The organism is Rhodanobacter aciditrophus, assembly GCF_050026795.1.
In the GTDB taxonomy this organism is placed as follows: Bacteria; Pseudomonadota; Gammaproteobacteria; order Xanthomonadales; family Rhodanobacteraceae; genus Rhodanobacter_A.
This window is the reverse complement of sequence record NZ_JALBWP010000012.1, coordinates 160,724-184,878: the sequence shown is the minus strand read 5'-3', so window position 1 is coordinate 184,878 and position 24,155 is coordinate 160,724. Positions and strand designations below refer to the sequence as shown.

Here is a 24,155-nt window from a genome sequence, read left to right as displayed (position 1 = left end):
AAGGCGACCATGGGTGCTCCGTGGCCTGTACGTGTGCCGGCGCCGATCGGATGCACCCCGGATCGTTGGCGGCATGCATCCATTTGCCTGTCTGCCTCGTATCGCTTGGCAACGAGTCATCCGGATCGCCGCCATGTCCCCCCACTCCGCCCACACCGCCAGCACGGCTGCCCAGCCGACACACCGCCGCAGCCTGCGCCAGTGGTTCGACACGGCGGAAGCGCCGGAGCCGCTGGACGATCCGCTCGCCGACCGCATCGACTGGCTGCGCGCTGCGCCGTTCGTCGCAGTGCACCTGTCCTGCATCGGTGTGATCTGGGTGGGTGTGTCGCCCACGGCGCTCGCCGTGGCTGCGGCGTTGTACGCGCTGCGGATGTTCGCTCTCACCGGCTTCTATCACCGCTATTTCTCGCACAAGACGTTCCGCACCTCGCGCGCCGTACAGTTTGCGTTCGCGCTGATCGGTGCGGCCTGCGTGCAGCGCGGCCCGCTGTGGTGGGCGGCGCACCACCGCCACCACCACCGTCATGCCGACACCGCTCTCGATCCCCATTCGCCCGGCGTGCACGGCTTTCTATGGAGCCACATGGGCTGGTTCCTCACGCCGCGGGCATTCCGCACCGAGCTGGAGCGCGTGCCGGACCTGGCAGCGTATCCGGAGCTGCGCTGGCTGGACCGCTACGACATCGCCGTGCCGGTCGCGCTGGCGGCGGCGCTGTACGCACTGGGTGCGCTGCTGCAGCGCGTAGCGCCGGAGCTGCACACCGGCGGCGGGCAGTTGCTGGTATGGGGCTTCTTCGTCTCCACCGTGGTGCTATTCCACGCCACGGTGACGATCAACTCGCTGGCACATCGCTTCGGATCGCGCCGTTTCGCCACCCGCGACGACAGCCGCAACAACCCGTGGCTGGCCTTGCTCACCTTCGGCGAGGGCTGGCACAACAACCACCACTACTTTCCCGGCAGCGCACGCCAGGGCTTCCGCTGGTGGGAGATCGACCTGACCTGGTACGGCCTCAAGCTGATGGCCCTGCTCGGGCTGGTGCACGACCTGAAACCGGTGCCCGCCTGGGTGCTCGCCAAGGCGGAGCGCTGAGATGCGCATCGCGGTGATCGGATCAGGGATCGCGGGCCTGGCCTCGGCATGGCTGCTCTCCCGCCACCACGAGGTGACCTTGTTCGAGGCAAACGACTATCTCGGCGGCCACACGCACACGCACGACATCGAGCTCGGGGGACGCCCTTACGCGGTGGACACCGGCTTCATCGTGCACAACCCGGTGCACTACCCATTGCTGACGCAGTTGTTCGACGAGCTGGGCGTGGCCTCGCGGCCCACCACGATGAGCTTCGCGGTGCATAACGAGGCCAGCGGACTGGAATACAACGCCACTTCGCTGGATGCGCTGTTCTGCCAGCGCCGCAACCTGCTCTCGCCGCGCTTCATCGGCATGGTGCGCGACCTGTTCCGCTTCTACCGCGAGGCGCCGGCCCTGCTCCACGGCCCACGTCCCGGTCCCACACTGGGCGACTGGCTTGCCGAGCATCGCTACGGCGCCGCGTTCCGCGACGAACACCTGGTGCCGATGGCCTCGGCGTTGTGGTCGTCGCCGGCCGAGCAGATCCTCGCGTTTCCGGCGCGCTACCTGGTGCAGTTCATGGCGAATCACCAGATGCTGCAGGTGGCCGGCCGACCGGAGTGGCGCGTGGTGCGCGGCGGGTCGGCCAGCTACGTGCGCGCCATGCGACAGCGCTGGAAGGTGCGCGAGCGGCTGGGCAACCCGGTTCGCGACATCCGGCGCGACAGGCTCGGCGTGATGGTGACCAGCGAGGCCGGGGCCGAACGTTTCGACCAGGTCGTGCTGGCCTGCCACAGCGACCAGGCATTGGCCCTGCTGGCCGACGCCAGCGAGCCCGAGCGCGCGATCCTCGGCGCGATCCCCTACCAGGCCAACGACGTCGTGCTGCACACCGACGCCACGCTGCTGCCGCGCCGGCGCAAGGCCTGGGCCGCGTGGAACGCCTTCATCCCGCGCGAGCCCGGCGCGCCGTGCACGGTGAGCTACTGCATGAACCTGCTGCAGTCGCTCGACGCACCCGAACCCTTCGTGGTCACGCTCAACCGCAGCGAGGCGATCGACCCGGCCAGGGTGCTGCGGCGGATGCGCTACCACCATCCGGTGTACACGCATGCCTCGGTGGCGGCGCAGCAGCGCAAGGCGGAGATCCAGGGCGTCAACCGCACCTGGTTCGCCGGCGCCTACTGGGGTTGGGGCTTCCACGAGGACGGCATGCGCAGCGCGGTGGAGGTGGCCGACGCGCTCGACGTGCGCTGGCACGCGACCGGGGCGGTCACGCCATCGGAAGAAGCCGCATGAGCGGGCCACTGTGCAGCGCGGTGTACGAAGGCACGGTGTGGCATCGCCGCCGCTCGCCGCAACCGCACGCCTTCTCCTACCGCATGGCGCAGCTGTACCTCGACCTCGACGAGCTGGACCGTTTGTTCGCCGGCCGCTGGCTGTGGTCGAACGGTCGCCGCAACCTCGCCGAGTTCCGTCGCAGCGACTACCTCGGTCCTGCCGAGCTGCCGCTGGCCGAGGCGGTGCGCCAGCGCGTCGAACTGGCGGTCGGCCGGCGTCCGGCCGGGCCGATCCGCCTGCTCACCCACCTGCGCTACGGCGGCGTCGTCTTCAACCCGGTGAGCTTCTACTACTGCTACGAAGAGGACGGCGAGACGCTGGACTGCATCGTCGCCGAGATCACCAACACGCCCTGGCGCGAACGCCACGCCTACGTGCTGCCGCGCGAGACCGCGCAAGGCCAGGGGCGCCTCTTGCGCTGGGATTTCCCCAAGACCTTCCACGTCTCGCCCTTCCTGCCGATGGAGCGCGACTACGACTGGCGCTTCAGCCTGCCCGGCGACGAGCTGCAGGTGCACATGAACGTGCTGCACGGTGGCGAACGCCAGTTCGACGCCCACCTGCGCCTGCAACGGCGGCCACTCACAGGGGCGTCGCTGGCGCGCGTGTTGTGGCGCTATCCGCTGATGACGACGCAGGTGGTGGGCGCGATCTACTGGAACGCGCTGCGCCTGTGGCTGAAACGCACTCCCTTCCACGATCACCCGCAGCTCTCCTGAGGCCCGCCATGAACGCCATCGTCCAAGACGACACCGCCACCGCCATCGGCGGCCTCGACCGCTTCCTGCGCGCGCGCCTGCTGCAGCAGATGGCGGGCTTCGCGCACGGCCGGTTGACCCTGCGCGACGCGCTGGGCACGCTCGTCATCGGCACGCCGGCCAGCGAGCCGACCGACATGGCCGTGCAGATCGACGTGCTCGATCCGACCTTCTATCGCGCCGTCGCGGCCAACGGCAGCGTCGGCGCCGGCGAGTCGTACATGGACGGCCAATGGCACTGCAGCGACCTGGTCGGCCTGATCCGCCTGCTGCTGCGCAACCGCGACCTGCTCGACGGCATGGAAACCGGACTGGCGCGCTTCGGCGGCATGGCGATGCGCGCCGTGCACGCGCTCCGCCGCAACACGCGCCACGGCAGCCGGCGCAACATCGCCGCGCACTACGACCTGGGCAACGACTTCTTCCAGCTGTTCCTGTCGGGCGACCTGATGTACTCCTCCGCGTACTGGGCCGGCGCGGACGACACGCTGGAGGCCGCCTCCGCGCGCAAGCTGGACCTGATCTGCCGCAAGCTGTGTCTCAAGCCCGGCGACCGCGTGGTGGAGATCGGCACCGGCTGGGGCGGCTTCGCGCTGCACGCGGCCAGGCACTACGGCTGCCACGTCACCACCACCACGATCTCGCAGGAGCAGCACGCGCTGGCATGCGAACGCGTGGCGGCGGCCGGCCTGGCCGACCGCGTGCATGTGCTGCTGCAGGATTACCGTGACCTCGCCGGCCAGTACGACAAGCTGGTGTCGATCGAGATGATCGAGGCGATCGGCGCCGAATACCTGGAGATCTATTTCCACCAGCTCGGCCGCCTGCTCAAGCCCGACGGCCTGGCCCTGCTGCAGGCGATCACCATCGAGGACCACCGCTACGCGCAGGCGCTGAAATCAGTGGACTTCATCAAGCGCCACGTGTTTCCCGGCAGCTTCATCCCCTCGCTCAGCGCGATGCTGGCGGCCAAGGCCCGCAGCAGCGACCTGGCCCTGGTCGCGCAGGAGGATTTCGGCGATTCCTACGCGCGCACGCTGCACGCCTGGCGCGAGCGCTTCATGGCGAAGCTGCCCGAGGTGCGTGCGCAGGGCTTCGACGAACGCTTCATCCGGATGTGGGAGTTCTATCTCGCGTATTGCGAGGGCGGCTTCCGCGAGCGCTCGATCGGCGTATCGCACCTGCTGATGGCGCGCCCGCGCTGGCGACGCGGCGGCACCGGCACGGAGCGCGGCGCGGCATGAACTTCTGGCTCACCCTGGCCGCCTACGAGGCGGTATGGTTCGCCGCCGTGATCGGCGCGGGCCACGGGCAATGGTGGCCCGGCGTGCTCGGCGCGCTGGTCTTCGCCGCATGGCGGCTGGCCGCATCGGCGCATAGGCGCGTCGAAGGGCGGCTGGTCGCGGTCGCGCTGCTGCTGGGCCTGCTGCTGGAGCACCTGTGGGTGCGCAGCGGGCTGGTGCACTACGCCACGCCGTGGCCATGGGCCGAGTCACCGGCGTGGCTGATGTCGCTGTGGCTGGCTTTCGCGCTGACCATCGTGCCCTTGTTCGGCTACCTGCATGCCCGTCCCGTGCTGGCCGCGGTGTTCGGCGCGTTCGGCGGGCCGCTGGCCTACCTGGGCGCTGCGCGCGGCTGGCACGCGGTGCTGCTGCCCTCGCCGATGTGGCCGACGCTGCTGGCGCTGGCGGCGGGCTGGGCCATCGCGCTGCCGTTGCTCACCTTATTGGCGCGGCGCGGGCTGCAGGCCGACGCAGCACGGAGTACCCCATGAACGCGTGGCTGATCCTGTTGCTGGTCTGGGTGCTGGCCGTGCTGATGATGGCACTGGGTTGGCGCTGGCAGCGGCGGCACACGAACACCGGCATCGTCGATGCGCTGTGGGCCGCGGGGCTGGGTGGCGCGGCGGTGCTGCTGGCTTTGCTTGGCCCCGGCGCGGCTGTGCCGCGGCTGGCGCTTGGCGTGCTGGGAGGCCTGTGGGGCCTGCGCCTGGCGTGGCATCTGTGGCGACGCGTGCGCCGCGAACCGGAGGATGGCCGCTATCGCGCGCTGCGCGAGCATTGGCAGGGCGACCAGCGCAGGCTGTTCGCGTTCTTCCAGTTCCAGGCACTGCTGATTCCGTTGTTCGCCCTGCCCTTCGTGGCGGTGGCGACCAATGCGATGACTTCGCTCTCCTGGTTGGTGGCAGGCGTGGCGATCTGGGTCGGCGGGGTGCTCGGCGAGGCCATTGCCGATGCGCAGCTCGCACGCTTCCGCGCCGATCTTCGGCAGCACGGCCGGACCTGCCGCCACGGCCTGTGGCGTTATTCCCGCCACCCGAACTATTTCTTCGAATGGCTGCACTGGTTCGCCTACGTCGCGCTTGCCATCGGTTCGCCGCTGGCCTGGCTGGCATGGAGCGGGCCGCTGCTGATGTTCCTCTTCCTGCGCTTCATCAGCGGCATCCCGTTCACCGAGGCGCAGGCGCTGCGCACGCGCGGCGAGGATTACCGCGCCTACCAGCGCAGCACGCCGATGCTGTTTCCGTGGTTTCCGAAACGCCACCGCGACCCGAGGACCGAACGATGAATACTGCCACCCTGGGCACGGCCGAACTGCCCTCCGACCGCGCCGCGCCCGGCCTGCTCGGCCTGGCCGAACGCGGCCTGCTGCCTGACGCGCTGCTGCGCCTCGGTATCCGCCGGATGTGCGCCGAACGGCTGCGCGAGGAGCGCGTCGGCGGGCCGGCCGCGCAGGCCGAACGGCAGGCGCAGCTGATCGACCTGTTGCGGCACAGCCCGGTGGCCATCGAGACGGCGGCGGCAAATGCGCAACACTACGAGTTGCCGCCGGCGTTCTTCGAGCACTGCCTCGGCCCGCGCCTGAAATACTCGTGTTGCTACTACCCGCGCGGCGACGAGACGCTGGCCGAGGCGGAGGAGGCGATGCTGTCGCTGTACGGCGAGCGCGCCGAGCTGGTCGACGGCCAGCGCATCCTGGAGCTCGGCTGCGGCTGGGGTTCGCTCACGCTGTGGATGGCCGCGCGCTATCCCGGGGCACACATCACCGCCGTCTCCAACTCGCACGGTCAGCGCCGCCACATCGAGGCGCAGTGCCGGCTGCGCGGCCTGACCAATGTCCACGTGCTGACCCACGACGTGAACACGCTGGCCATGGCGGCGGGACAGTTCGACCGCTGCGTCTCGATCGAGATGTTCGAGCACATGCGCAACTACCAGGTGCTGATGCAGCGCATCGCCGGCTGGCTGGTGCCCGGCGGCAAATTGTTCGTGCACATCTTCGCGCACCGCGAACTGGCCTATCCGTTCGAGACGGCAGGCGCGGACAACTGGATGGGCCGGCACTTCTTCACCGGCGGCCTGATGCCGGCCGCCGATACCTTGCTGCATTTCCAGCAGGCGCTGCGGATCGAACAGCGCTGGCTGGTGGACGGTACGCACTACGAGAAGACGGCCAACCACTGGCTTCAGCAGCAGGACAGCCGGCGCGATCAGGTGATGGAAGTGCTTCAGGCCACCTACCCGGACCATGCGGCATTGTGGCTCCAGCGCTGGCGCATGTTCTGGATGGCCTGTGCCGAGCTGTTCGGTTATGCCGACGGCCAGGAATGGCTGGTGGCACATTACCGCTTCGTGCGGCCATGACGTTGCGCGGGCGGCGGGCCCTACGATGCAGCTACGCGCTGCCAATCTGCCTCGCGTCACGCTGGGGTGCCGCCAGCGCCGGCACGCTGCCGCCGATCCGGCCTGTTCCGCACGTGGACCTGCCGCGCTTCATGGGCACGTGGTATCTCATCGCCGCCATCCCCACGTTGTTCGAACGCGACGCATGGAATGCGGTGGAAACCTATACCTTGCAGCCGGACGGCATGATTCTCACCACATTGCGCTTCAACAAAGGGGCCGCTGGCGGCCCGCTGAAGAAGGTCAATGCGACTGCCTACGTGCACCCGGGAAGCGGCGGTGCCGTGTGGGGTGTACGGATTTTCTGGCCGGTCAAAGCGCAATACATCGTTGCATGGCTCAAACCGGATTACAGTGAGATGATCGTCGCCCGCGATGCGCGCGACTACACCTGGGTGTTCGCGCGCACGCCCGCGGTGACAGCAACGGAGTGGGCATCACTGAAGAGGCAAGTTGCAGCATTGGGCTACAGCACTTCAGGACTCCGCAAGATTCCCCAATCATGGTCGTCCATGCCAGATGACGCACCGTAGCCGCGATAACACCGACTAATCCCCTTCCCTCTGGCTTCCGTGTCAACTGATCATGGGCGCTTGCAGCGCCGTCGCGCCCGAGTTCCAGTTTCAAATGCTTCGAAGACCGGTGCGAAGTCACGCGTTCTGGTGCGAAGTCACGCGTTCTGGATGGCTCTCAGGTGGCCCATGCGCGTAGACCGTCGCCACAGCGCACTGAACTGGCGTAGCCGTTTCCTCATGGATGCTTGAACCTGATGAGCAACCTCGGGCCGGGGCGGCGAGCCGTGAGACTCTCTTGCGTACTTAGTACTCGCTTGTGTACATTGTACGCATGACCAGGGATCGCATACTCTCGGCCGCGAAAGCCGTGCTCGAATCCGCGGGCTTCGAGGGGCTGACCATTCGCAGGGTCGCCCAGCGAGCGGAGCTTTCGCCGATGGCGCTCTACCGCCATTTCAAGAACAAGGACGAGCTGGTCAACGCCCTCATGCAGGACGGTATCTCCGCGTGGGAGGAGATCGTTCGCGGCATCCGCGCCCGGGACCCGGTGAAGTGGCTGGAGGCACTCGCGGAGGCCTATCTCGATTTCGCGCTCACGCAGCCGCACAGGTTCGACGCGGCGTTCTTCCTGCCCGCGCCCGCGGCGCGCCGGTTCCCCGATGATTTCGCCGCGGGCCGCTCGCCGGCGATTGCGCTTGCGATGGCTCGCATCGATCAGGCGAAGGCCGAAGGCCGCTTCCGCGACGAGCCGACTCTCGGGATCGCCGTGGCGCTCGCGGCCTACGGACAGGGATTTGTGTCCATGCATCGCGCCAGGCGTTTCGCCAGCGACCAACAGTTCAAGGCGCTGTACCGCGCGGCGCAGCGCCAGTTCCTCGATTCCCTCAAACCGCCCGGGAAAAACGAATGATCACACTGCTGGCCGCCGCGTTGAGCGGCATCATGTTCTATCTATCACAGGGGTACGACCACGTCTGGGCCATGGTCTGGCTCGCGCCCGTGCCGCTGTTGTGGCTCGCCTATGGCAATACACGCACGTGGCAAGTGATCGTGGCGAGCGCCATCGCGCTCCTTGGTGGCGCGGGCTATATCCTGCAATCACCCTACCTCCACCTCATACCACCGCTCGTTCTCACGTCGGTCCTGGTGGTCGATGTCGGGCTGTTTTGCGTCGCGGTATGGTTTGCCCGCTTCGTGCAGCGCCGGGCATCACCGCTCCTCACGCTGTTTGCGTTTCCGGCTTGTTGGACAGCGTTCGAGTTCCTGATTGAACTGCAGTCCCCGAACGGCACCTACGGATCGCTCGCCTACAGCACGATGTCGGCGCCCGTCCTGATCCAGAGCGCATCCCTCCTGGGGATGTACGCCGTTACGTTCCTGATCTGCCTCTTCGCCAATACCCTCGCCATGGCGCTGTGGCTCAAACGGAACACGGCCGCCGTGGGCCTCGGGCTGACGATCTGCGTGGCCAATCTGGTGTTTGGTATCGTGCGGCTCGTGCAGCCGCAGCCCGACGTGCTGCGGGTGGCGGGCATCGTCGATGAGACGGCCGTAGCGGAATCCTGGCGGGCGAAGACCGTGTCTGCCGACCTCGCGGTGACCGAAACCTATGCGCGCGACACCCGTGCAGCCGCCCGGGAGGGCGCCAGATTAGTGGTTACGTCGGAAGGCGGCATGGCATCGACCCCTGCCGGACAGGGCGCGATCGTTGCGCCGCTCGTTGCCGCCGCCAGGGATACGGGTGTGCAGATCATTGCCGGCTTCCATTCCACGGCGCCTTCCGCCGATTTCGCGCTTGCGATCGCGCCCGATGGCGGGATCCAGCGCTACGACAAGCGCCATCCGGTACCGGGCCTCGAGGACGACCTCACGCCGGGTCATGTCTCGGGCTGGCTGGGCAATGGGCGCGCCGAGGAGATCTGCAAGGACATGGATTTCCCCGACACCATTCGTTCCGACGCCGCCAAGGGCATCCGCCTGATGGGCGTGCCCGCCGGCGACATGGGCATCGATGGCTGGCAGCACGGCATCATGTCCGTGATGCGCGGTGTCGAAGGCGGATTTTCGATCGTGCGGGCTGCCCATGACGGCCTGGTGTTCGCCAGTGACGCGCAAGGCCGTCTTGTCGCCCTCAAGAAGGATGCGCCTGCGGGCCTGACCATGGTCGTCGCCGACCTGCCGCTGGGACCCGGACCAACGCTCTATACACGGATCGGAAATGTATTCCCGTGGCTCTGCGGGATCTTCGCCCTTGCTCTTGGCGCAGGGTTACCAGTCTGGCGGCGGCTGCGAAGCGTCTATCCCCGATAACCAGCCCTGATCAATTCGCCTTGGCGTGTCGCGCATCGGCGCAATCCGACAGGATCTGCTGCCGTACCACCATGTCGGTGTTGCAGCATGCCTATACTCGACGTGATCCGCCTTTCGCGTGCCGGGCAAGCCGGCGACGTGCAGCCATATGTTGAATCAGGAGCCTGCCTGCCATGATCCCGCGGTTTGGAATGAATTCGGGCCGCGTCATCGGACACGCGGCGTTGATCGCCACGACTTTGTGCTTTGCCTCCGTGGCGCAGGCCCAGGTGAGTCCGTCATTGCTGCACGGCATGCAATGGCGCAACATCGGTCCGTTCATCGCCGGCAAGGTGGACTCGGTCGCCGGCGTGCGCGGGCAACCGGCGCTCGGCTATGTAGGCACCGACAATGGCGGCGTCTGGAAGACCGAGAATGCCGGCGTGACCTGGCACCCGGTGACCGATGCCGTGCACGCGATTCGCGGCATCACCGCGCTGGCCGTGGCGCAGTCGAAGCCGACGGTCATCTATGCGGGCACCGGCAGCGTCTTCGGTGTGCAATACGGCAGCGGGCTGTGGAAATCCACCGACGCCGGTGCGAGCTGGCTCAACACCGGCCTGAAACATGTCGGTGCCGTCAGCTGGCTGCTGGTCGACCCGCACAACCCTGACCTGCTGCTGGCCGCCGTGCGCGGCACGCAGCACCGGCAAGGCGGCCAGCGCGGCGTCTTCCGCAGCACCGACGGCGGACACACCTGGCGACTGGTGCTGGCCGCCGGGCCGACCTCGGGGGCCACCTACCTATCCTGGGCCAGCGACAACCCTCGCGTGGTCTTTGCCACGGTGGCGCAGACCTATCATGCGCCTGGCACCACGGGATATGCGCTGTACAAGCACCCGGCGCCGCGCACGCTCTACAAGTCGACGGACGAGGGCATGACCTGGACGAGGCTGCAAGGCCATGGCCTGCCGGCTATGGCCGGGCCCACGGCCGTCGCGGACGGCACAGGCTCGCAGCGCGTCTACTTGTTGAACGGCACCGGGTTGTACCGCTCGAACGACGGCGGCGACCATTGGTCGCTCGCCACCCGGACCATCTACACATCCAGCAAGCAGGTGCTGGTCGATCCGGCCAATCCGGACGTGGTCTACACCATGGGTACCTGCGTCTACCGCTCCACCGATGGCGGACATACCCTGGTGGCGTTCAAGGGCGCACCGGGAGGCGACGATCCGAACCAGTGGTGGATCGATCCGTCCGACCCCAGACACATCGTGTACGGCGGCGACCAGGGCGCTTCGATCAGTCTCGACAGCGGCAACACCTGGAGCCTCTGGTACAACCAGCCAACGGCGGAGATCTACCGCATCGCCACTGACAACCGTTTCCCTTACCGGGTCTATGCCACCAAGCAGGACAGCGGTGCGGTCGCCGTGGCCAGCCGCGGCCCGATGGGCGAGATCTCCAGCCTGGACTGGTTTCCGCTGCCGGGCTGGGAAACCGGGTTCGTAACCCTCGATCCATCCGACCCGAATGTCATTTTCAGCAGCGGCAACATGGGCTTCCTGCAGAAGCTTGATCGCAGGACATGGGGCGCGCGGATCGTCGACCCGGGTGTCGGCGCGATCAGTGCCGTCAGCGATACCGACTACCGGCGGGCCATATCGCCCCCCATCGTGTTCTCGCGCCAGCACCCGCACACCTTGTACTACGCCACGCAGAACGTCTGGAGCAGCCGTGACGGCGGCGACCACTGGTCGAAGATCAGCCCGGACCTCACCGCGCATCCCGGCAAGGCGCCGGTGCCGCCGCCGGAGGGCGTGCATCACGGCGACGCCATCGTGTCGCTGTCGCCTTCGCGCCTGCAGGAGGGGGTGATCTGGATCGGCAGCAACAACGGTGTGATCTACCTGACGCGCGACGACGGCCAGCACTGGCAGGACGTGACGCCATCCGGAATTTCCATCCACGGCATCGTCAACATCCAGGCGTCCCGGGCCGACCCGGCCGAAGCCTACGCTGCCGTGGACGCCTCGGCGACGGGAGACGACGCACCGCACATCTATCGCACCCGCGACTACGGCAAGTCCTGGCAGCCCATCGTGACCGGCCTGCCGACGGACCAGGCCACCGGCAGCTTCGTGCGGGTGGTGCGGGACGATCCGCACGGGCACGGCCTGCTGTTCGCCGGTACCGAAACGTCGGTGTACGTGTCGTTCGACGACGGCGACCACTGGCAGTCACTGCGGCTCAACCTGCCGACTACCGCGTACACGGACCTCAAGGTCCACGACGGCGACCTGATCGCCGCGACCTACGGCCGTGCCATCTGGATCCTCGACGACATCTCGCCGCTCGAACAGATGACCGCCGCCACCGCCGATCAGGCCGTACACCTGTTCCGCCCCAGGCCAGCAGTGCTGGTGCAGGCGAACGTCAACCAGGACACGCCATTCCCGCCCGAGGTTCCGCACGCGAGGAACCCGCCGCAGGGCGCCGTCATCGACTACTACCTCAAGCAGCCGGCGCAGCGCGTGCAACTGCAGATCATCGATGACAAGGGTGCCGTGGTGCGTACATATTCGAACGCCCCGACTCCCCGGCTCGATCAGCCCGCGCCTCCGGCACCGGCATTCTGGATCGGCCGGCACCGTCCCTTGCCGACGGCTGCCGGCGCGCACCGGGTGACCTGGAACCTGCGCTATGCGACACCGCCGGCGCTGTACTTCGACCAGTCGATGGGCGCAGTCCCGCACGAGACACCTTTCGTGCCGCAGGGCCCGATGGCCCTGCCCGGCCATTACCTGGTGACACTGACCGTCGATGGCCGGTCCTATACGCAGCCGCTGACGCTCGGGCCGGACCCGCGGGTCAAGCTGTCGCCGGCCGATGAGGCGGGCCTGCGCGAGCAGCTGGCGCTCGCACAGAGAGTCATCACCGTCATCGCCGCCAGCCGGCGTGCCTATGACCGCGGCACCATGCTGATGTCGACTGGCCACGAAGCAAAAGCATCGGCGCAGCAGATCGCCGGGCTCACCGGCACCTTGTCCGATGCAACCATCGGCCTCTCCGGCGGACCCTACGCCGTACCGCAGGTCAAGGGCGATACCAGCTTCAGCCGGATCAACGGGCAATCGGCCGCGTTGCTGGGCATGATCAACTACACCGACCAGGGCGCCCCCACCGCATCGCTGTACCGCACCTACCGGGAGCTGTGCGGCGACTTCAACGCCACCGCCGCCGCCTGGAACGCACTGCAATCGAGCATCGGGCCCCACGATACGGACCGGCATGGCGCAGCAGCTCCGATCCCCGCGTTGAGCTGCAACAGATAGATGACCGTGGCCCGCGCATGCCGGTAGGCGGACACCGGACGGTGCGCATGCCGGGCCGTCCGGTTCCGCAAGTCTGTCGAGCTACTCGGGTTGTCCGAATGCGGAGGTGAGCAGACTACGCCCAAAGCGGTCAGAACCGACCGGCAACAACGGGGCGGTTTCTGCGGGTCGACGCTGGCCTTCGGCTGATCATGCGGGCCGGCACATGATCAGTGCTGATCGGACGCATGTTGCAATCACCTCGGTGCCAGCACGCTGTGGTCAGCGGATCTGATTACCGGACTTGATCAGCTGTGAACGACGGAGCTCGTCTCCGGCGTATGCGCGACGACCCGGTTGCGGCCGCCCTCCTTGGCACGATAGAGCGCCGCGTCGGCGTCGATAAGCAAGCGGCGCAATGCGTAGCCGGAGCTGGCGGTGGAAGCTAGCCCCAGGCTGGCGGGCACCATGACGGCGATCTGCTGATGCAGGATCACCGGCGTGGAGGCCAGGACATCGCGCATGCGGCTCGCCACCTCCAACCCCTGGTTGCGCGAACAGCCTGGGATCAGGATGCCGAACTCCTCGCCCCCCAAGCGGCCGAACAGGTCGGCGGGACGCAGTTCGCGGCCAACGATCATCGCGGCAAAACGCAATACCTGATCGCCGGCGGCATGCCCGTACGTGTCATTGATCCGCTTGAAATGATCCAGATCCAACACGATCAGGCAGGCGTCGATGTTTGTCTTGTGCAACTGTCGCAGCGTTCGTTTCGCCTCGACGACGAAGTGCTCGCGGTTGTACGCCCGGGTCAAGCCGTCGTGATGTGCCATCCAGCGGAAGCGCCGCCATGAACGCCACAGCCACAGCGTCGCCAGCGCAAAGAAGGCGATGATCGCCAGCAGCATGGCATTGGATAGCCGACTGGCCTTCTGTGCCTGGCTCGCCAGGGCCTGGCGAAGCTGAAGGATGTTGTTCTCCTTCCCCAGCGCTTCCAGCTTCATCTTCTGCGACACAACCTGCTGCCTGACTGTCTGGTAGGCCAAGGCGATGGCCTTGGAGTTGTTCATGGCAGCAGTTTTCTGGGCTACATACTTTTCGTAATAGCTCAGCGCGGCGGCATCGTGGCCCTGCGCTTTTTCCGCCTGATAGAGAACCTTATAGGCGGCTTGCACTGTCCAAAGCGGGCTGTCCGGTCCGGTAACGGCAAGGCTGGCCTGGGCAAACTTTCCGGCGTTGACTGCATCGCCGAGGCTTAGATAGGCCTGGGCCAGGGTGACTGGCAGCGAGGCAAGGTGAGGCATGTAGCCGGATTTCTTGATCTCGGAGGAAATGCTGTGCAAATAGGCAATCGACTTGTCACCATGGCGTTCGTCCACCATCTCGCTGGCCAGATCCAGGCGCAAAGCGTCGGCTTGACGGGATTCTCCCGCCGCAAGGCACGTGTCGATGGCGACCTGGAAGGCGATATCGGTCGAGGTCAATTTACCTGCATAGAGCAAGGACTGCGTTTCAAGCGCCTTGGCGTAACACTGGCCCTTGCCCGAAGGAAGCAAGGCTTTCATCTGCCGCGCATAGTCCAAGGCGAGGCCATATTGCCCCACCGCCTCCTTGTTCAACATCTGGATGATCCGGATCATGCCTTCCAGGCGTGCCTGCGGGTCAGTGACCTTGGGAAGTTCAGCCATCAACGTATTGGCCAGTGCATAGGCGCTCACGTAGTCGCGGCTGAAAAACTTGTCCTGGATCAACGCCGCCATGGCACGAACGGAAAGGGACTGGTCGCCCGAATGGTCGATGATGTCGTACAGGGATGGCTCGGCCTTGGCGTAGTCGCCCTCGTCGACGGGAAGCCGTGTATCCAGCAGTCGCAGATGCCAGCGCTGCACGGCACTCAACCGACCCTCGTGCTGATGCAGTTGCGCGAGGATGTGGCGGAAACGGGAAGTATCATTCGGCCACGCGTCGTCGGCCTGCGCCAGCCGCGCCGCAATCAGTGAGGGATCGGTCGGCGCGACGCCGGCCTTTGCACTCATGGACAGCACGAAAACCGCCATGAAGGTAGCGGCCGCCAGGCATGCGGGTAGGCCACGCGCCATGGAAAGCTATTCGTCTATGGCTTACTTGCCGGAAGGCGGGCGCGCCTTATCCGCTTCGTCGCCATCATGCTTGGGTTCGTTTTCCGTATCGTCCTCGCAGGGATCGCACCCGCCATCGTTGTGATTGACCCGCACGGGATGGTGGTTGTGTCCGAGTTCTTCCCCGAGGCGACTCTTGTCGCCGGATGACGCCGCCAGTTTCAGCCCCTCACTGGCATTCAGTGCATTGAGCGCCTGTGTCAGGTTTTCCCGGGATGAGTGGCGCAACGATGCGTCCTGCCCGATGCGTTCCAGCAGCTCGATCGTGTTGGACATGTTTTCCCTGTTCCTGTGGTGGATGAATCGTCCGCTCAGCCGAGAGAGATGAATCGAGTCTCCCGGATGAGGAAGTTGCGGGCAACTTGGGCGCACTTCACTGGATTTCACCACAAAAGCAGGGCCCCCAATGCCACGGCGAAGCCTACCATTGATCGGCGTGGGTGAAGATGTACCCTGCCCCTCAGGTCGGGGACACCGCGACACGATCCAGCTCAGCCAACCGCTCGCGTATCGCATGATTGGCGACCAACGGCGATGCCGGCCGCAAAACCACGGTTTCATCCGAGCTCACGTGCGTTGCCGGCAGATCCCCGAGGGCCACATGGCGGATGCTCGGCTGCTCGATCGGCAGGGTAGCCCCACGATAGATGATGACCTCGTGGTCCAGCGGGTAATCCCGGCTCAGCACGTCCACCAGCACTTGCCGGTACTCGGGACCGGTGGAAAAGCGCTTCATCGAGCGGTCACCGACCAGGCCAACCTGCCACAGCACCAGGCAAGCGGCGGGGTTGATGGGGGTCTTGTAGAAGAGCAACTGGCTGGCCTCGTAATGCTGGCAGCCGAAACGCCCTGGATCGATGCCGAGATCCGCATACAGGCAGTCCTCCGCCGAGATACCAGGCTCCATGTGGGCCTGGAAACCTTCTGCACGGGCCAATCTGATCACTTCATGCGGTGACCAGGCGAAGATGCCGGGATGACCGTAGAACACGGCGCAGACCCGTTTTCCGGCTCGCACCTCGGCCATCATTACATCAACCCATTCGCGATAGGTCACCGCGCGCGACTTGCTTTTGCCGTCACCGTAATACGGCTGCAGACTGCGCACATCCGGGTGCATGTGCTCCAGCCACACCCCGACGATGGCGTCGGAAATCGCCGCGAACACCACGTCGGCCTGCTGGATATGGCTACGCGCCAACGGCGAGAGGTGCGAGCCCAGCGTCATCCCCAAACCCACACAGGCGATGCTTCCACGCAGTTCCCGGTCTGCGGGCTGGGCTGGCGATACAGATGTCATGGGGGATATCCAGGGAACCCAATGGGAATAGTGCCTGCGGCCGCGTGACCATGCTTCGTCTCGACGCCGATGAATTGCGGCATCCTAGCTTTTCCAGGTCACCCGAAGAAAGACACCCCATATCCTCGATAACGCAGGCCAATCGCCCTGCTCAGGCGCCTGCTTTCGGCAAAATTGAAAATTGGATGCATCAGCAGCAGCCCCCCAAGATGAAGTGCCGCCATTCAGCGGGTACTGTTGCCGAGTGCGGAGAGCGGTCCGCGTCAGGACTGTCAAGGCGCTGCGCCCAAACAAGCATCATGCCCAAGCGCGCAATCGGCAGGTGCAGGCTAAGCTTCGACCGCCTGCAGTCGGTTCCAGTCCGTGCTGTGCGCCGGTGAGGGCCGCCAGCGTTGCATCGGCCACTCTTCGCCGCCTTGACGCCGGCCTGCCCCATCCCATGCCGACTCCGGTGCGCCCGAAATGGACGAGGTCGGGTGTGGCCATCAAGGCCTGACGCCCATGGTCCACCCCGGCGGTATCGGACAACCCGTGCGGCGCCTCCAGCCGTCATATTGTGGAGGAAGGGAGTTTCCGGCTCAGCCCAGCGCTTGGTTCTCGACCTCCCGCTCCTGCAACCGTCCGCGATACCAAAAGCGATAAGCGAGCGCGAGCAACGCGAGGAACGGTACGCCGAACAACAGCGTCATCCGAAACTCGCGCGTGAAGATCGTCGTCAGGAGCGCGCCAAGCATGAGTCCCGCGCCCAGAAGCGGCGTTGCCGGATAACCCCACATGCGAAACCGGAGAGCCACGTTGCGATGGCGGCGGCGGAAGAATAGATGGGTCACGAAGATCATGAACCAGGTAAACATCGGGGCGACCATCGAGATCGCCATCATCAGGACAAAGGACGTATCGGGATACAGCACGCTCACTACTGTCGCCAGTGCGATGCCGATGGCCGAGAGCAGGAGTGCCGCCACTGGAACGCCATGCATGTTGAGTTTGCCGAGCCGCTGTGGAGCGTAGCCCGCCCGCGCAAGGCTGAACATCATGCGCGTCGAGATATAGATCTGACTGTTCATCGCTGAAAGCGCGGCCACGAGGATCACGAAGTTGATGACGCCCGGGGCGCCCGGTATATGCGTCGCCACCATGACTTCCACGAAGGGACTCTGGTCGGCGCCTGCGGCCGTCCATGGCACGATTGCCAGCATCAGCGCCAGTGTCAGCAGATAGAACAATACAAGGCGCACCACTGTTGCCCGGAACGCGCGGGCGATGGCTTTTTGCGGCTCGCTCGCCTCGCCGGCCGCGACGGCGATCATCTCGATGCTCAGATAGCTGAAGATCGCGACGATCACGGCCACCCACATGCCCCAGACACCCTTCGGAAAGAAGCCGCCGTGCGTGGTGTAGTTCGCCAGTCCGATGCCTGAACCCGTGGGCGCGCCAACCACCACCCATGCACCCAAAACGATGAAGGCCACAATCGCCGCGATCTTGAGCATGGAGAACACGTATTCGACCGCGCCGAACACCTTGACGCTCACGATATTGATGCCGATGAGCGCACCTGAAAAGCCGACGATCCAGTACCAGCCTGGAACACCCGGAAACCAATACTTCATGTAGACGGCGATGGCAGTCACCTCGGTGCCTACGGCAATCACGATCGACGACCAATACGCGTAGCGCACCATGAATCCCGCCCATGGGCCTATGTAGTGCTCGGCGTACGCGCCAAATGATCCCGAGGTGGGATGCGCGACCGTCATCTCCGCAAGGCACCCCATCAGCAACAGCGCAATCAACGCACCGATCGCGTAGCTCACGAGCACACTCGGCCCCGCGAAACTGATCGCAAAGCCGCTGCCAAGGAACAACCCGGTGCCGATGGCGCCACCAATGGCAATCATCGAAAGCTGCGTCGTGGTAAGGCTGCGTCGCAAGCCTTTCTCCCGTTCGGCAATGACTTCGAAACCACGCAGATCCATTATTGTGTCCCTGTGTAAGCGTCCGGCTCAGGTCGCCGGGTTGCTGGAAGAAACATGAGGCGGTTGAAGTTACCGCTATCGATGGCGCTCCCGAGACAGGAGCGTTACGGCGATCAAGCACGCGTGATGGCAGCCGTCGCAGCCACTCGATCCACCGGGCGCATGATTTCGTAGACCCGCTTCTGACGAGCGCCTCCCTGCCGATGTGAAAGACGGGGGCGATCAGCCTAGCTGCCCGAGGGGTCCGGCAGCGAGCGGGGCAAGCCGAACCGCGGGAGCAGACCGCTTTCGAAACGGACGATGGCGCTGATGCGGTTGCCGGTGAGCGCCACGACGAAGAGGCCGGTTCCGTGGCAGGCGCCGGCGGGGCCGCGCAGATATACCCCGAAGGCCGGCTGCCCGTTGGCGCGGGTCGGCACAAGGCGGAACCGCCGGCCTGTGCCGAAGAGCAGGCTGCAGAACCGGGCGACGGACTCCCGGCCGTGGTATTCGAGGGGTATCGGCGGCATCGACAAGAAGGCGTCGTCGGTCAGCAGGGCCACCAGCGCATCGACATCGGCAGACTCGAAAGCGCTGACGAACCTCGCCACGATCGCATCCTCGACCGCCGGTCCCCGGCGCGCGTCGACCGGCCGCCGCTGGCGCTGCATGCCGGCGCGCGCACGCTTGAGTGCGCTCTTGATCGAGTCGACCGTGGTGTCCAGCATGTCGGCGACCTCCAGCGCATGAAACCCGAGGACGTCGCGCAGAATCAGTACCGCGAGCTGGCGCGGGGGCAGTGCCTGCAACGCCGTCACGAAAGCCAGCGAGATGGATTCGGTCTGCTCGTATCGAACCTTCGGAGCGGGCGACACGGCCTCATCGAGCAGGCAATCGGGATACGGCTCGAGCCAGGTGACTTCGCCCAGCCGGGTCGGTTCGGGCGGTTGGACCTCCGGATGATCCCACTCCTTGGCCGGGCGTCGACTCGCCGCGCGCAGCAGGCTCAGGCAGCGGTTGGTGGCGATCCGGTAAAGCCAGGTGCGCAGCGACGCGCGTCCGTCGAATCCGTCCAGGCCGCGCCACGCCGACACCATGGTTTCCTGCAGCGCATCCTCGGCATCCTGCAACGATCCGAGCATCCGGTAGCAATGCACCTGCAGCTCGCGGCGAAATGGCTCGGTCATCGCACGGAACGCCTCGCCGTCCCCGGCCCGAGCCATCGATATCAGTTCGGCTGCCACCAAATCCACCTCTTCCGCTCATGGCGCACCACTGCGCGCGCAGCACACTTTCCCATATGGACGTCGGCCGCACACGAAAGGGGGCGCTTGCCGAGCGCCCCTTTTTGCGAGGCGGCGGCGTCTACACCGGGCACCAAGGCAGCAACACCCTCTTCCAAGGAGCCCGAAAATGGCAAAGATCATCATCAGTACGAATGCAACGCTCGACGGCGTGGTCCAGGACCCGGACGGCAAGGAGGGCACCGCATTTGGCGGCTGGTTCGGCCAGCACGTGGGCACGGACTTCGACGCATGGAGCGAACGCGAGATCGACGAAGCGATGCATGCCGACGCACTGCTTCTGGGCAGGCGCAGCGACGCGTGGTTCGCCACCCGGATGCCGACCGCCTGGTCCGCCGAATGGGCAGCCAGGATCACCAGTCTGCCCAAATACGTGGTGTCCTCGACGCTCGAACGTGCCGAATTGAGCAATGCGACGGTGCTCGGTGGCGATGTCGTGAGGGAGGTTTCCGAGCTGAAGCGGAGGCTGGACGGCGACATCCTGGTCTACGGCAGCTGCCAGCTCAGCCACACGCTGGTGGCACAAGGCTTGGCCGATGAACTCCGGGTGGTCGTGTTCCCCGTCGTGCTCGGCACCGGCAAGCGGTTGTTCGGCGGGTCCGGCAACGCGAAGCCGGTGCGCCTGATCAGCACCGGGCAGCTCGGCAACGGCCTGGTCCTCCACTCCTACGCATTCCTGGCTGCCGCATAGCCATTCCCCGGTGCGGGGCCCGGTCGACAAGGCCGGGCCCCGTGACCCCAGCGCCTGTTCGGCTTCTCCGTGGCCGGGTCGTCGACCGGTCGTGCTCTTCAAATTGCTGATCGCAGACCGCACCGCCTCCGCCTCTGCGAACTCGCTCGCCCCGACGGCCGTCGCGGGATGGCGGAGGCGCCGGTGCCCAGGGCGGCCAGGGCGCTTCCTGGGCTGGCTTGTTGTCGCCGCCGGCGGCCAGCGGTGTTGCGCCACGGCTTGACACCGGTGTCAATCATCTTTCAAGCTGGTTGCAGATCCATTGCGGGGGAGCGCGCTGGACATGGCTATCGACCATCCAGATCGACTGGCGGGGATTTCGACGCCGCTGTTTCTGGCTGCCGACATAGGTGGCACGCACGCCCGTGTTGCGCTGGTGCGGGACACACGCGACGAGCACCACGGAGTCGAGACGCTTGCCTACCGCAAGTTCGCGTGCGCGGAATTTCCCGGGGTCTCGGAGCTGCTGCGGGCCTTCGTCGACGCCGACGTCAACGTACCGGTACGCCACTGCGTGCTGGCGTGTGCCGGCCAGCTGTTGGGCGACGAAGTCGTGAACGACAACCTCGCCTGGCCCATCCGCCTGTCGTCATTGCGTCAGGCATTGGCGCTGGACGATGTCGCCGTACTCAATGACTTCGAGGCGCTGGGCTACGCACTCGACGGTGAGCTTGCCCGCGATGCCCACCACCTATGCGGGCCGGCGGCGCATGGCGACGGCCCGACCCTGGTGATCGGTCCGGGCACCGGCCTTGGCGCGGCGGTACACGTGCCCGGGTCCGCGGGCGGCTTCGTGCTAACCACGGAAGCCGGCCAGATGGACTTTGCGCCAGGTTCGGCCCGCGAGCGCGAGATCCTCGCGCATCTGGCACCAGATGGCGACTCCATGGAATCCGAGGGCATCGTCTCGGGTCCCGGGCTGCTGACCGTGTACAGAACCCTGTGTGCGCTACACGGGGAAACGCCGAGATTGGCGAGTCCCGAAGCCGTCACCGCCGCTGCCGCCGCATGCAGCGACGTGCGCGCCGTCGAGGGGGTGGAAATCTTCTGTGCATCGTTGGGCAGCCTCGCCGGCAATCTCGCGATGGCCTTCATGGCAACGGGCGGCGTGTACCTGGCTGGAGGTTTCCTGTCGTCGATGCACGCGCTGCTCAAGCACAGCGCCTTCGAAGCACGCTTTGTGCATGGGCGCAGCGCGCGCGCCCTGCTGTCGCAGGTACCGGTGTGGGTGACGGAACACGGCCGCCACGGCGTGCTGGGAGCGGCGAAGTGGTATCTCCGGCGCGGCCTGTCAGGCAAGGCCGTGGAAGGCGGACTGGCCGCATGAAGCGCGTCGCGCCAGCGCGGTCTTGCCGGTGCCTGGCCATCGCATGGCTGGCGGCAAGCGGCGCGGCCCCCGCCACGCCTGCCCTGCCCGCGTGGTCGCTGATACCGCGGCCCGCGCAAATGCGCTTGGCCTCATCAGGCGCGTTCGCCGTTGCAGACGGCGCCGAGGTCGCGGTACGTGGCATCGATCCCGCGCAGATGCAGCCCATCGCGCAGCATTTGCTGCAGTTGCTGGCCGACACCCGCGGATTGCACCTGCACATGGCGCCCGCGGGCACTACGCGCGCCGCGATCACGTTCAATGTCGACCCGCGCGCCGATATGGCGGATGCCGCCGCCTATCGCATCGTAGTGGGCGCCCACGGCATCCAGATCACCTCGCGCACGCCGCGTGGTGCGTTCTACGGCAGCGTCACGCTATGGCAACTGCTGACCTCGCCGGGCTGGACGCGTGGCACTCCAGCCGAAGTGGCCGTGGGCGTTATCGATGATCACCCGCGCTTCGCATGGCGTGCACTGCTGCTCGATTCCGGGCGGCACTACCAGAGCGTGGCCGACATCAAGAAGTTGATCGACTGGATGTCGCTCAGCAAGCTCAATGTGCTGCTGTGGCACGTGACCGATGACCAAGGCTGGCGGCTGGAGATCCCCCGGTATCCTGAACTCACGAAAGTCGGTGCATGCCGCAGGGCAGCGGGCCTGGACAAGGAACTGACCGGTTCCCCCGGTACGCCCTACTGCGGCTTCTACACCGAGGCCGAGGTACGCGGCATCGTGCGCTACGCCTCCGAGCGTTATGTGGACGTGGTGCCGGAAATCGACCTGCCGGGCCATTCGCAGGCCGCCATCGCCGCGTATCCGTGGCTGGGCGTCACCGATCAGCGCCCATCCGTGTGGATCGACTGGGGCGTCAGTCCGTGGCTGCTCAACCCGGATGAAAAGACATTGCGCTTCGTCGACAACGTACTCGATGAGGTGATGCAGCTGTTTCCTTCGCGCTACGTATCGATTGGCGGCGACGAAGCCGACAAGCAGCAGTGGAACGCGTCGCCCAAAGTGCGTGCGCAGATGCGCAGGCTCGGTCTGGCGAACATGGACCAGCTGCAAAGCTGGTTCACCCAACAGGTCGCCGCGCACCTCATCGAACACGGACGCACGCCGGTGGGTTGGGACGACGAACTGGTCGCCGGCGCGACACTGCCGACCCCGCAAGTGGTGATGTCGTGGCACGGCGACGATCACGAACGCGTGGCGCTGGAGGCAATCAGGCAGGGCCATGACGTGGTGATGACACCACAGGAATCGCTGTATTTCGACCACTATCAGTCCGCCCTGCCCGACGAATGGGCGGGTCCGGCGCCCGCGACAACGCTACGGCAGGTCTACGACACGGCGGTCATTCCGGACGGCACAACTGCCGGCGAAGCCCGCCACATCCTCGGTGTACAGGCCGGTCTCTGGACCGAGCAGATGCCGACGTTCGCCCACGACCAGCACGCGGTGTTTCCACGCCTCGCGGCGCTTGCGGAACTCGGCTGGTCGCCGGCCGGCGCACGTGACTGGAACGGTTTCCTGCAGCGTCTGCCCGCCGAACTGGCGCGCTGGCGCGCACTCGGCATCGCCTATGCCGACAGCGCATTCGCGCCCGCCTTCCATGCGACAGCAGCAGCGAACGGCATGTTCCAGGTCGAGCTGTCCAACCAGGCGGGGTTCGGCACGATTCGATACACCACGGACGGTTCCAGCCCGAGCAGGCACTCTGCGCAGTACTCCCAGCCGCTCACACTGCGGGGCAAGACGATCCTGCAAGCCGCGACGTTCGCGGCGGATGGTTCCGAACTCGCCTTGCCGCGGGCGCAGGTGCTCGATGAAGCGACGCTGCTTGGTCGCGACAGCAGCGCGCTTGCGACTTGCTCCGGACAGCCGGCTTCGCGATTGGAAGGAGGTCGCGCCGCACAGGGGGCGGGACCGGTCTACTCGGTGGATATCGGCAACGCGTGCTGGCTGTGGCCGCAGGCTTCGCTGACCGGCCTCAGGCACGTCGCGCTGATCGTCGAGCGCATCGCATGGCGCTTCGGCGACGAGGCGAAGGATGCGGTCGTGCGCCGCCGAGCCAGCGCGGCCGGCGCGTTCGAGATCCACGCCGACTCCTGCGCGGGGCCTTTGCTTGCCAGCTTGCCGCTGCGGTACGCGGCGCAGGCAACGGGGCAAATACCTCTCGCGGCGAATCTCGTGGTGCCGGCGGGAGGCGGCATCCACGACCTGTGCATCTTTGCCACCGGCGATCCACGCGATGGCCAGTGGGCGCTGGAACGAATGACGTTTTCGAAATAGGCGGTACGCAGGATGCGCATCCCGCAAGAAGGCAGCAAGAAGGAAGGCCGTGGCCTGCGTGGCCATGGCCCGGGAACCGGCAA

Annotated in this window: 19 protein-coding genes; 14 read left to right on the top strand and 5 right to left on the bottom strand. The window is 66.2% G+C overall.

Going from position 1 to position 24,155, the window contains the following annotated elements; all coding sequences use genetic code 11:
* The first annotated feature begins 118 nt into the window (after positions 1 to 118).
* From ACQGNW_RS13860 to ACQGNW_RS13810, 11 genes are all read left to right on the top strand, one after another.
* The gene (locus tag ACQGNW_RS13860; RefSeq protein WP_426664771.1) at positions 119 to 1,096 is read left to right on the top strand and encodes an acyl-CoA desaturase; all 978 of its coding nucleotides are present in this window, start codon (positions 119 to 121) and stop codon (positions 1,094 to 1,096) included.
* A 1-nt stretch (position 1,097) separates the two neighbouring features.
* Complete coding sequence (locus ACQGNW_RS13855) at positions 1,098 to 2,378, top strand: NAD(P)/FAD-dependent oxidoreductase (RefSeq protein ID WP_426663802.1); 1,281 nt, start codon at positions 1,098 to 1,100, stop codon at positions 2,376 to 2,378.
* Entirely contained in the window at positions 2,375 to 3,139 is a 765-nt protein-coding gene (locus tag ACQGNW_RS13850) for a DUF1365 domain-containing protein (protein WP_426663801.1), read from the top strand. The genes ACQGNW_RS13855 and ACQGNW_RS13850 overlap by 4 nt, the downstream gene beginning before the upstream one ends.
* An 8-nt stretch (positions 3,140 to 3,147) precedes the next feature.
* Entirely contained in the window at positions 3,148 to 4,422 is a 1,275-nt protein-coding gene (locus tag ACQGNW_RS13845) for a class I SAM-dependent methyltransferase (RefSeq protein ID WP_426663800.1), read from the top strand.
* Positions 4,419 to 4,952 carry a DUF2878 domain-containing protein gene (locus tag ACQGNW_RS13840; RefSeq protein WP_426663799.1) on the top strand — a complete coding sequence of 178 codons (534 nt, stop codon included), beginning with the start codon at positions 4,419 to 4,421 and terminating at the stop codon, positions 4,950 to 4,952. The genes ACQGNW_RS13845 and ACQGNW_RS13840 overlap by 4 nt, the downstream gene beginning before the upstream one ends.
* Complete coding sequence (locus ACQGNW_RS13835; RefSeq protein ID WP_426663798.1) at positions 4,949 to 5,746, top strand: DUF1295 domain-containing protein; 798 nt, start codon at positions 4,949 to 4,951, stop codon at positions 5,744 to 5,746. Before ACQGNW_RS13840 ends, ACQGNW_RS13835 begins: the two co-directional genes overlap by 4 nt.
* Positions 5,743 to 6,822, top strand: coding sequence for an SAM-dependent methyltransferase (locus ACQGNW_RS13830; protein ID WP_426663797.1), 1,080 nt, complete (start codon positions 5,743 to 5,745; stop codon positions 6,820 to 6,822). Before ACQGNW_RS13835 ends, ACQGNW_RS13830 begins: the two co-directional genes overlap by 4 nt.
* A 113-nt stretch (positions 6,823 to 6,935) precedes the next feature.
* Positions 6,936 to 7,394 carry a lipocalin family protein gene (locus ACQGNW_RS13825; RefSeq protein ID WP_426663796.1) on the top strand — a complete coding sequence of 153 codons (459 nt, stop codon included), beginning with the start codon at positions 6,936 to 6,938 and terminating at the stop codon, positions 7,392 to 7,394.
* Between the two features lie 313 nt (positions 7,395 to 7,707).
* Positions 7,708 to 8,286, top strand: coding sequence for a TetR/AcrR family transcriptional regulator (locus ACQGNW_RS13820; protein ID WP_426663795.1), 579 nt, complete (start codon positions 7,708 to 7,710; stop codon positions 8,284 to 8,286).
* Positions 8,283 to 9,686, top strand: a complete 1,404-nt coding sequence (locus ACQGNW_RS13815) for a nitrilase-related carbon-nitrogen hydrolase (protein ID WP_426663794.1) — start codon at positions 8,283 to 8,285, stop codon at positions 9,684 to 9,686. The genes ACQGNW_RS13820 and ACQGNW_RS13815 overlap by 4 nt, the downstream gene beginning before the upstream one ends.
* Before the next feature lie 173 nt (positions 9,687 to 9,859).
* Positions 9,860 to 13,003, top strand: coding sequence for a WD40/YVTN/BNR-like repeat-containing protein (locus ACQGNW_RS13810; RefSeq protein WP_426663793.1), 3,144 nt, complete (start codon positions 9,860 to 9,862; stop codon positions 13,001 to 13,003).
* Between the two features lie 287 nt (positions 13,004 to 13,290).
* Here the strand turns inward: ACQGNW_RS13810 and ACQGNW_RS13805 are convergent, their stop codons facing one another.
* From ACQGNW_RS13805 to ACQGNW_RS13785, 5 genes are all read right to left on the bottom strand, one after another.
* A complete protein-coding gene (locus ACQGNW_RS13805) occupies positions 13,291 to 15,039 on the bottom strand; it encodes a GGDEF domain-containing protein (RefSeq protein WP_426663792.1) in 1,749 nt (582 codons plus the stop codon).
* 63 nt (positions 15,040 to 15,102) lie between these two features.
* Complete coding sequence (locus ACQGNW_RS13800) at positions 15,103 to 15,396, bottom strand: hypothetical protein (protein ID WP_426663791.1); 294 nt, start codon at positions 15,394 to 15,396, stop codon at positions 15,103 to 15,105.
* A 184-nt stretch (positions 15,397 to 15,580) separates the two neighbouring features.
* Positions 15,581 to 16,420, bottom strand: a complete 840-nt coding sequence (locus tag ACQGNW_RS13795; protein ID WP_426663790.1) for an SAM-dependent methyltransferase — start codon at positions 16,418 to 16,420, stop codon at positions 15,581 to 15,583.
* A gap of 578 nt (positions 16,421 to 16,998) precedes the next feature.
* Positions 16,999 to 18,399, bottom strand: coding sequence for an amino acid permease (locus tag ACQGNW_RS13790; protein ID WP_426663789.1), 1,401 nt, complete (start codon positions 18,397 to 18,399; stop codon positions 16,999 to 17,001).
* A gap of 227 nt (positions 18,400 to 18,626) precedes the next feature.
* The gene (locus ACQGNW_RS13785; RefSeq protein ID WP_426663788.1) at positions 18,627 to 19,622 is read right to left on the bottom strand and encodes a sigma-70 family RNA polymerase sigma factor; all 996 of its coding nucleotides are present in this window, start codon (positions 19,620 to 19,622) and stop codon (positions 18,627 to 18,629) included.
* Positions 19,623 to 19,791: 169 nt separating this feature from the next.
* Between ACQGNW_RS13785 and ACQGNW_RS13780 the strand changes: the two genes are divergently transcribed.
* The 3 genes from ACQGNW_RS13780 (at position 19,792) to ACQGNW_RS13770 (ending at position 24,072) form a co-directional block, all read left to right on the top strand.
* Positions 19,792 to 20,373, top strand: coding sequence for a dihydrofolate reductase family protein (locus tag ACQGNW_RS13780; protein ID WP_426663787.1), 582 nt, complete (start codon positions 19,792 to 19,794; stop codon positions 20,371 to 20,373).
* A gap of 322 nt (positions 20,374 to 20,695) precedes the next feature.
* A complete protein-coding gene (locus ACQGNW_RS13775) occupies positions 20,696 to 21,739 on the top strand; it encodes a glucokinase (RefSeq protein ID WP_426663786.1) in 1,044 nt (347 codons plus the stop codon).
* Positions 21,736 to 24,072 (top strand): beta-N-acetylhexosaminidase, encoded by a 2,337-nt coding sequence (locus ACQGNW_RS13770; RefSeq protein WP_426663785.1) that lies wholly within the window; start codon positions 21,736 to 21,738, stop codon positions 24,070 to 24,072. Before ACQGNW_RS13775 ends, ACQGNW_RS13770 begins: the two co-directional genes overlap by 4 nt.
* Positions 24,073 to 24,155: the final 83 nt, after the last annotated feature.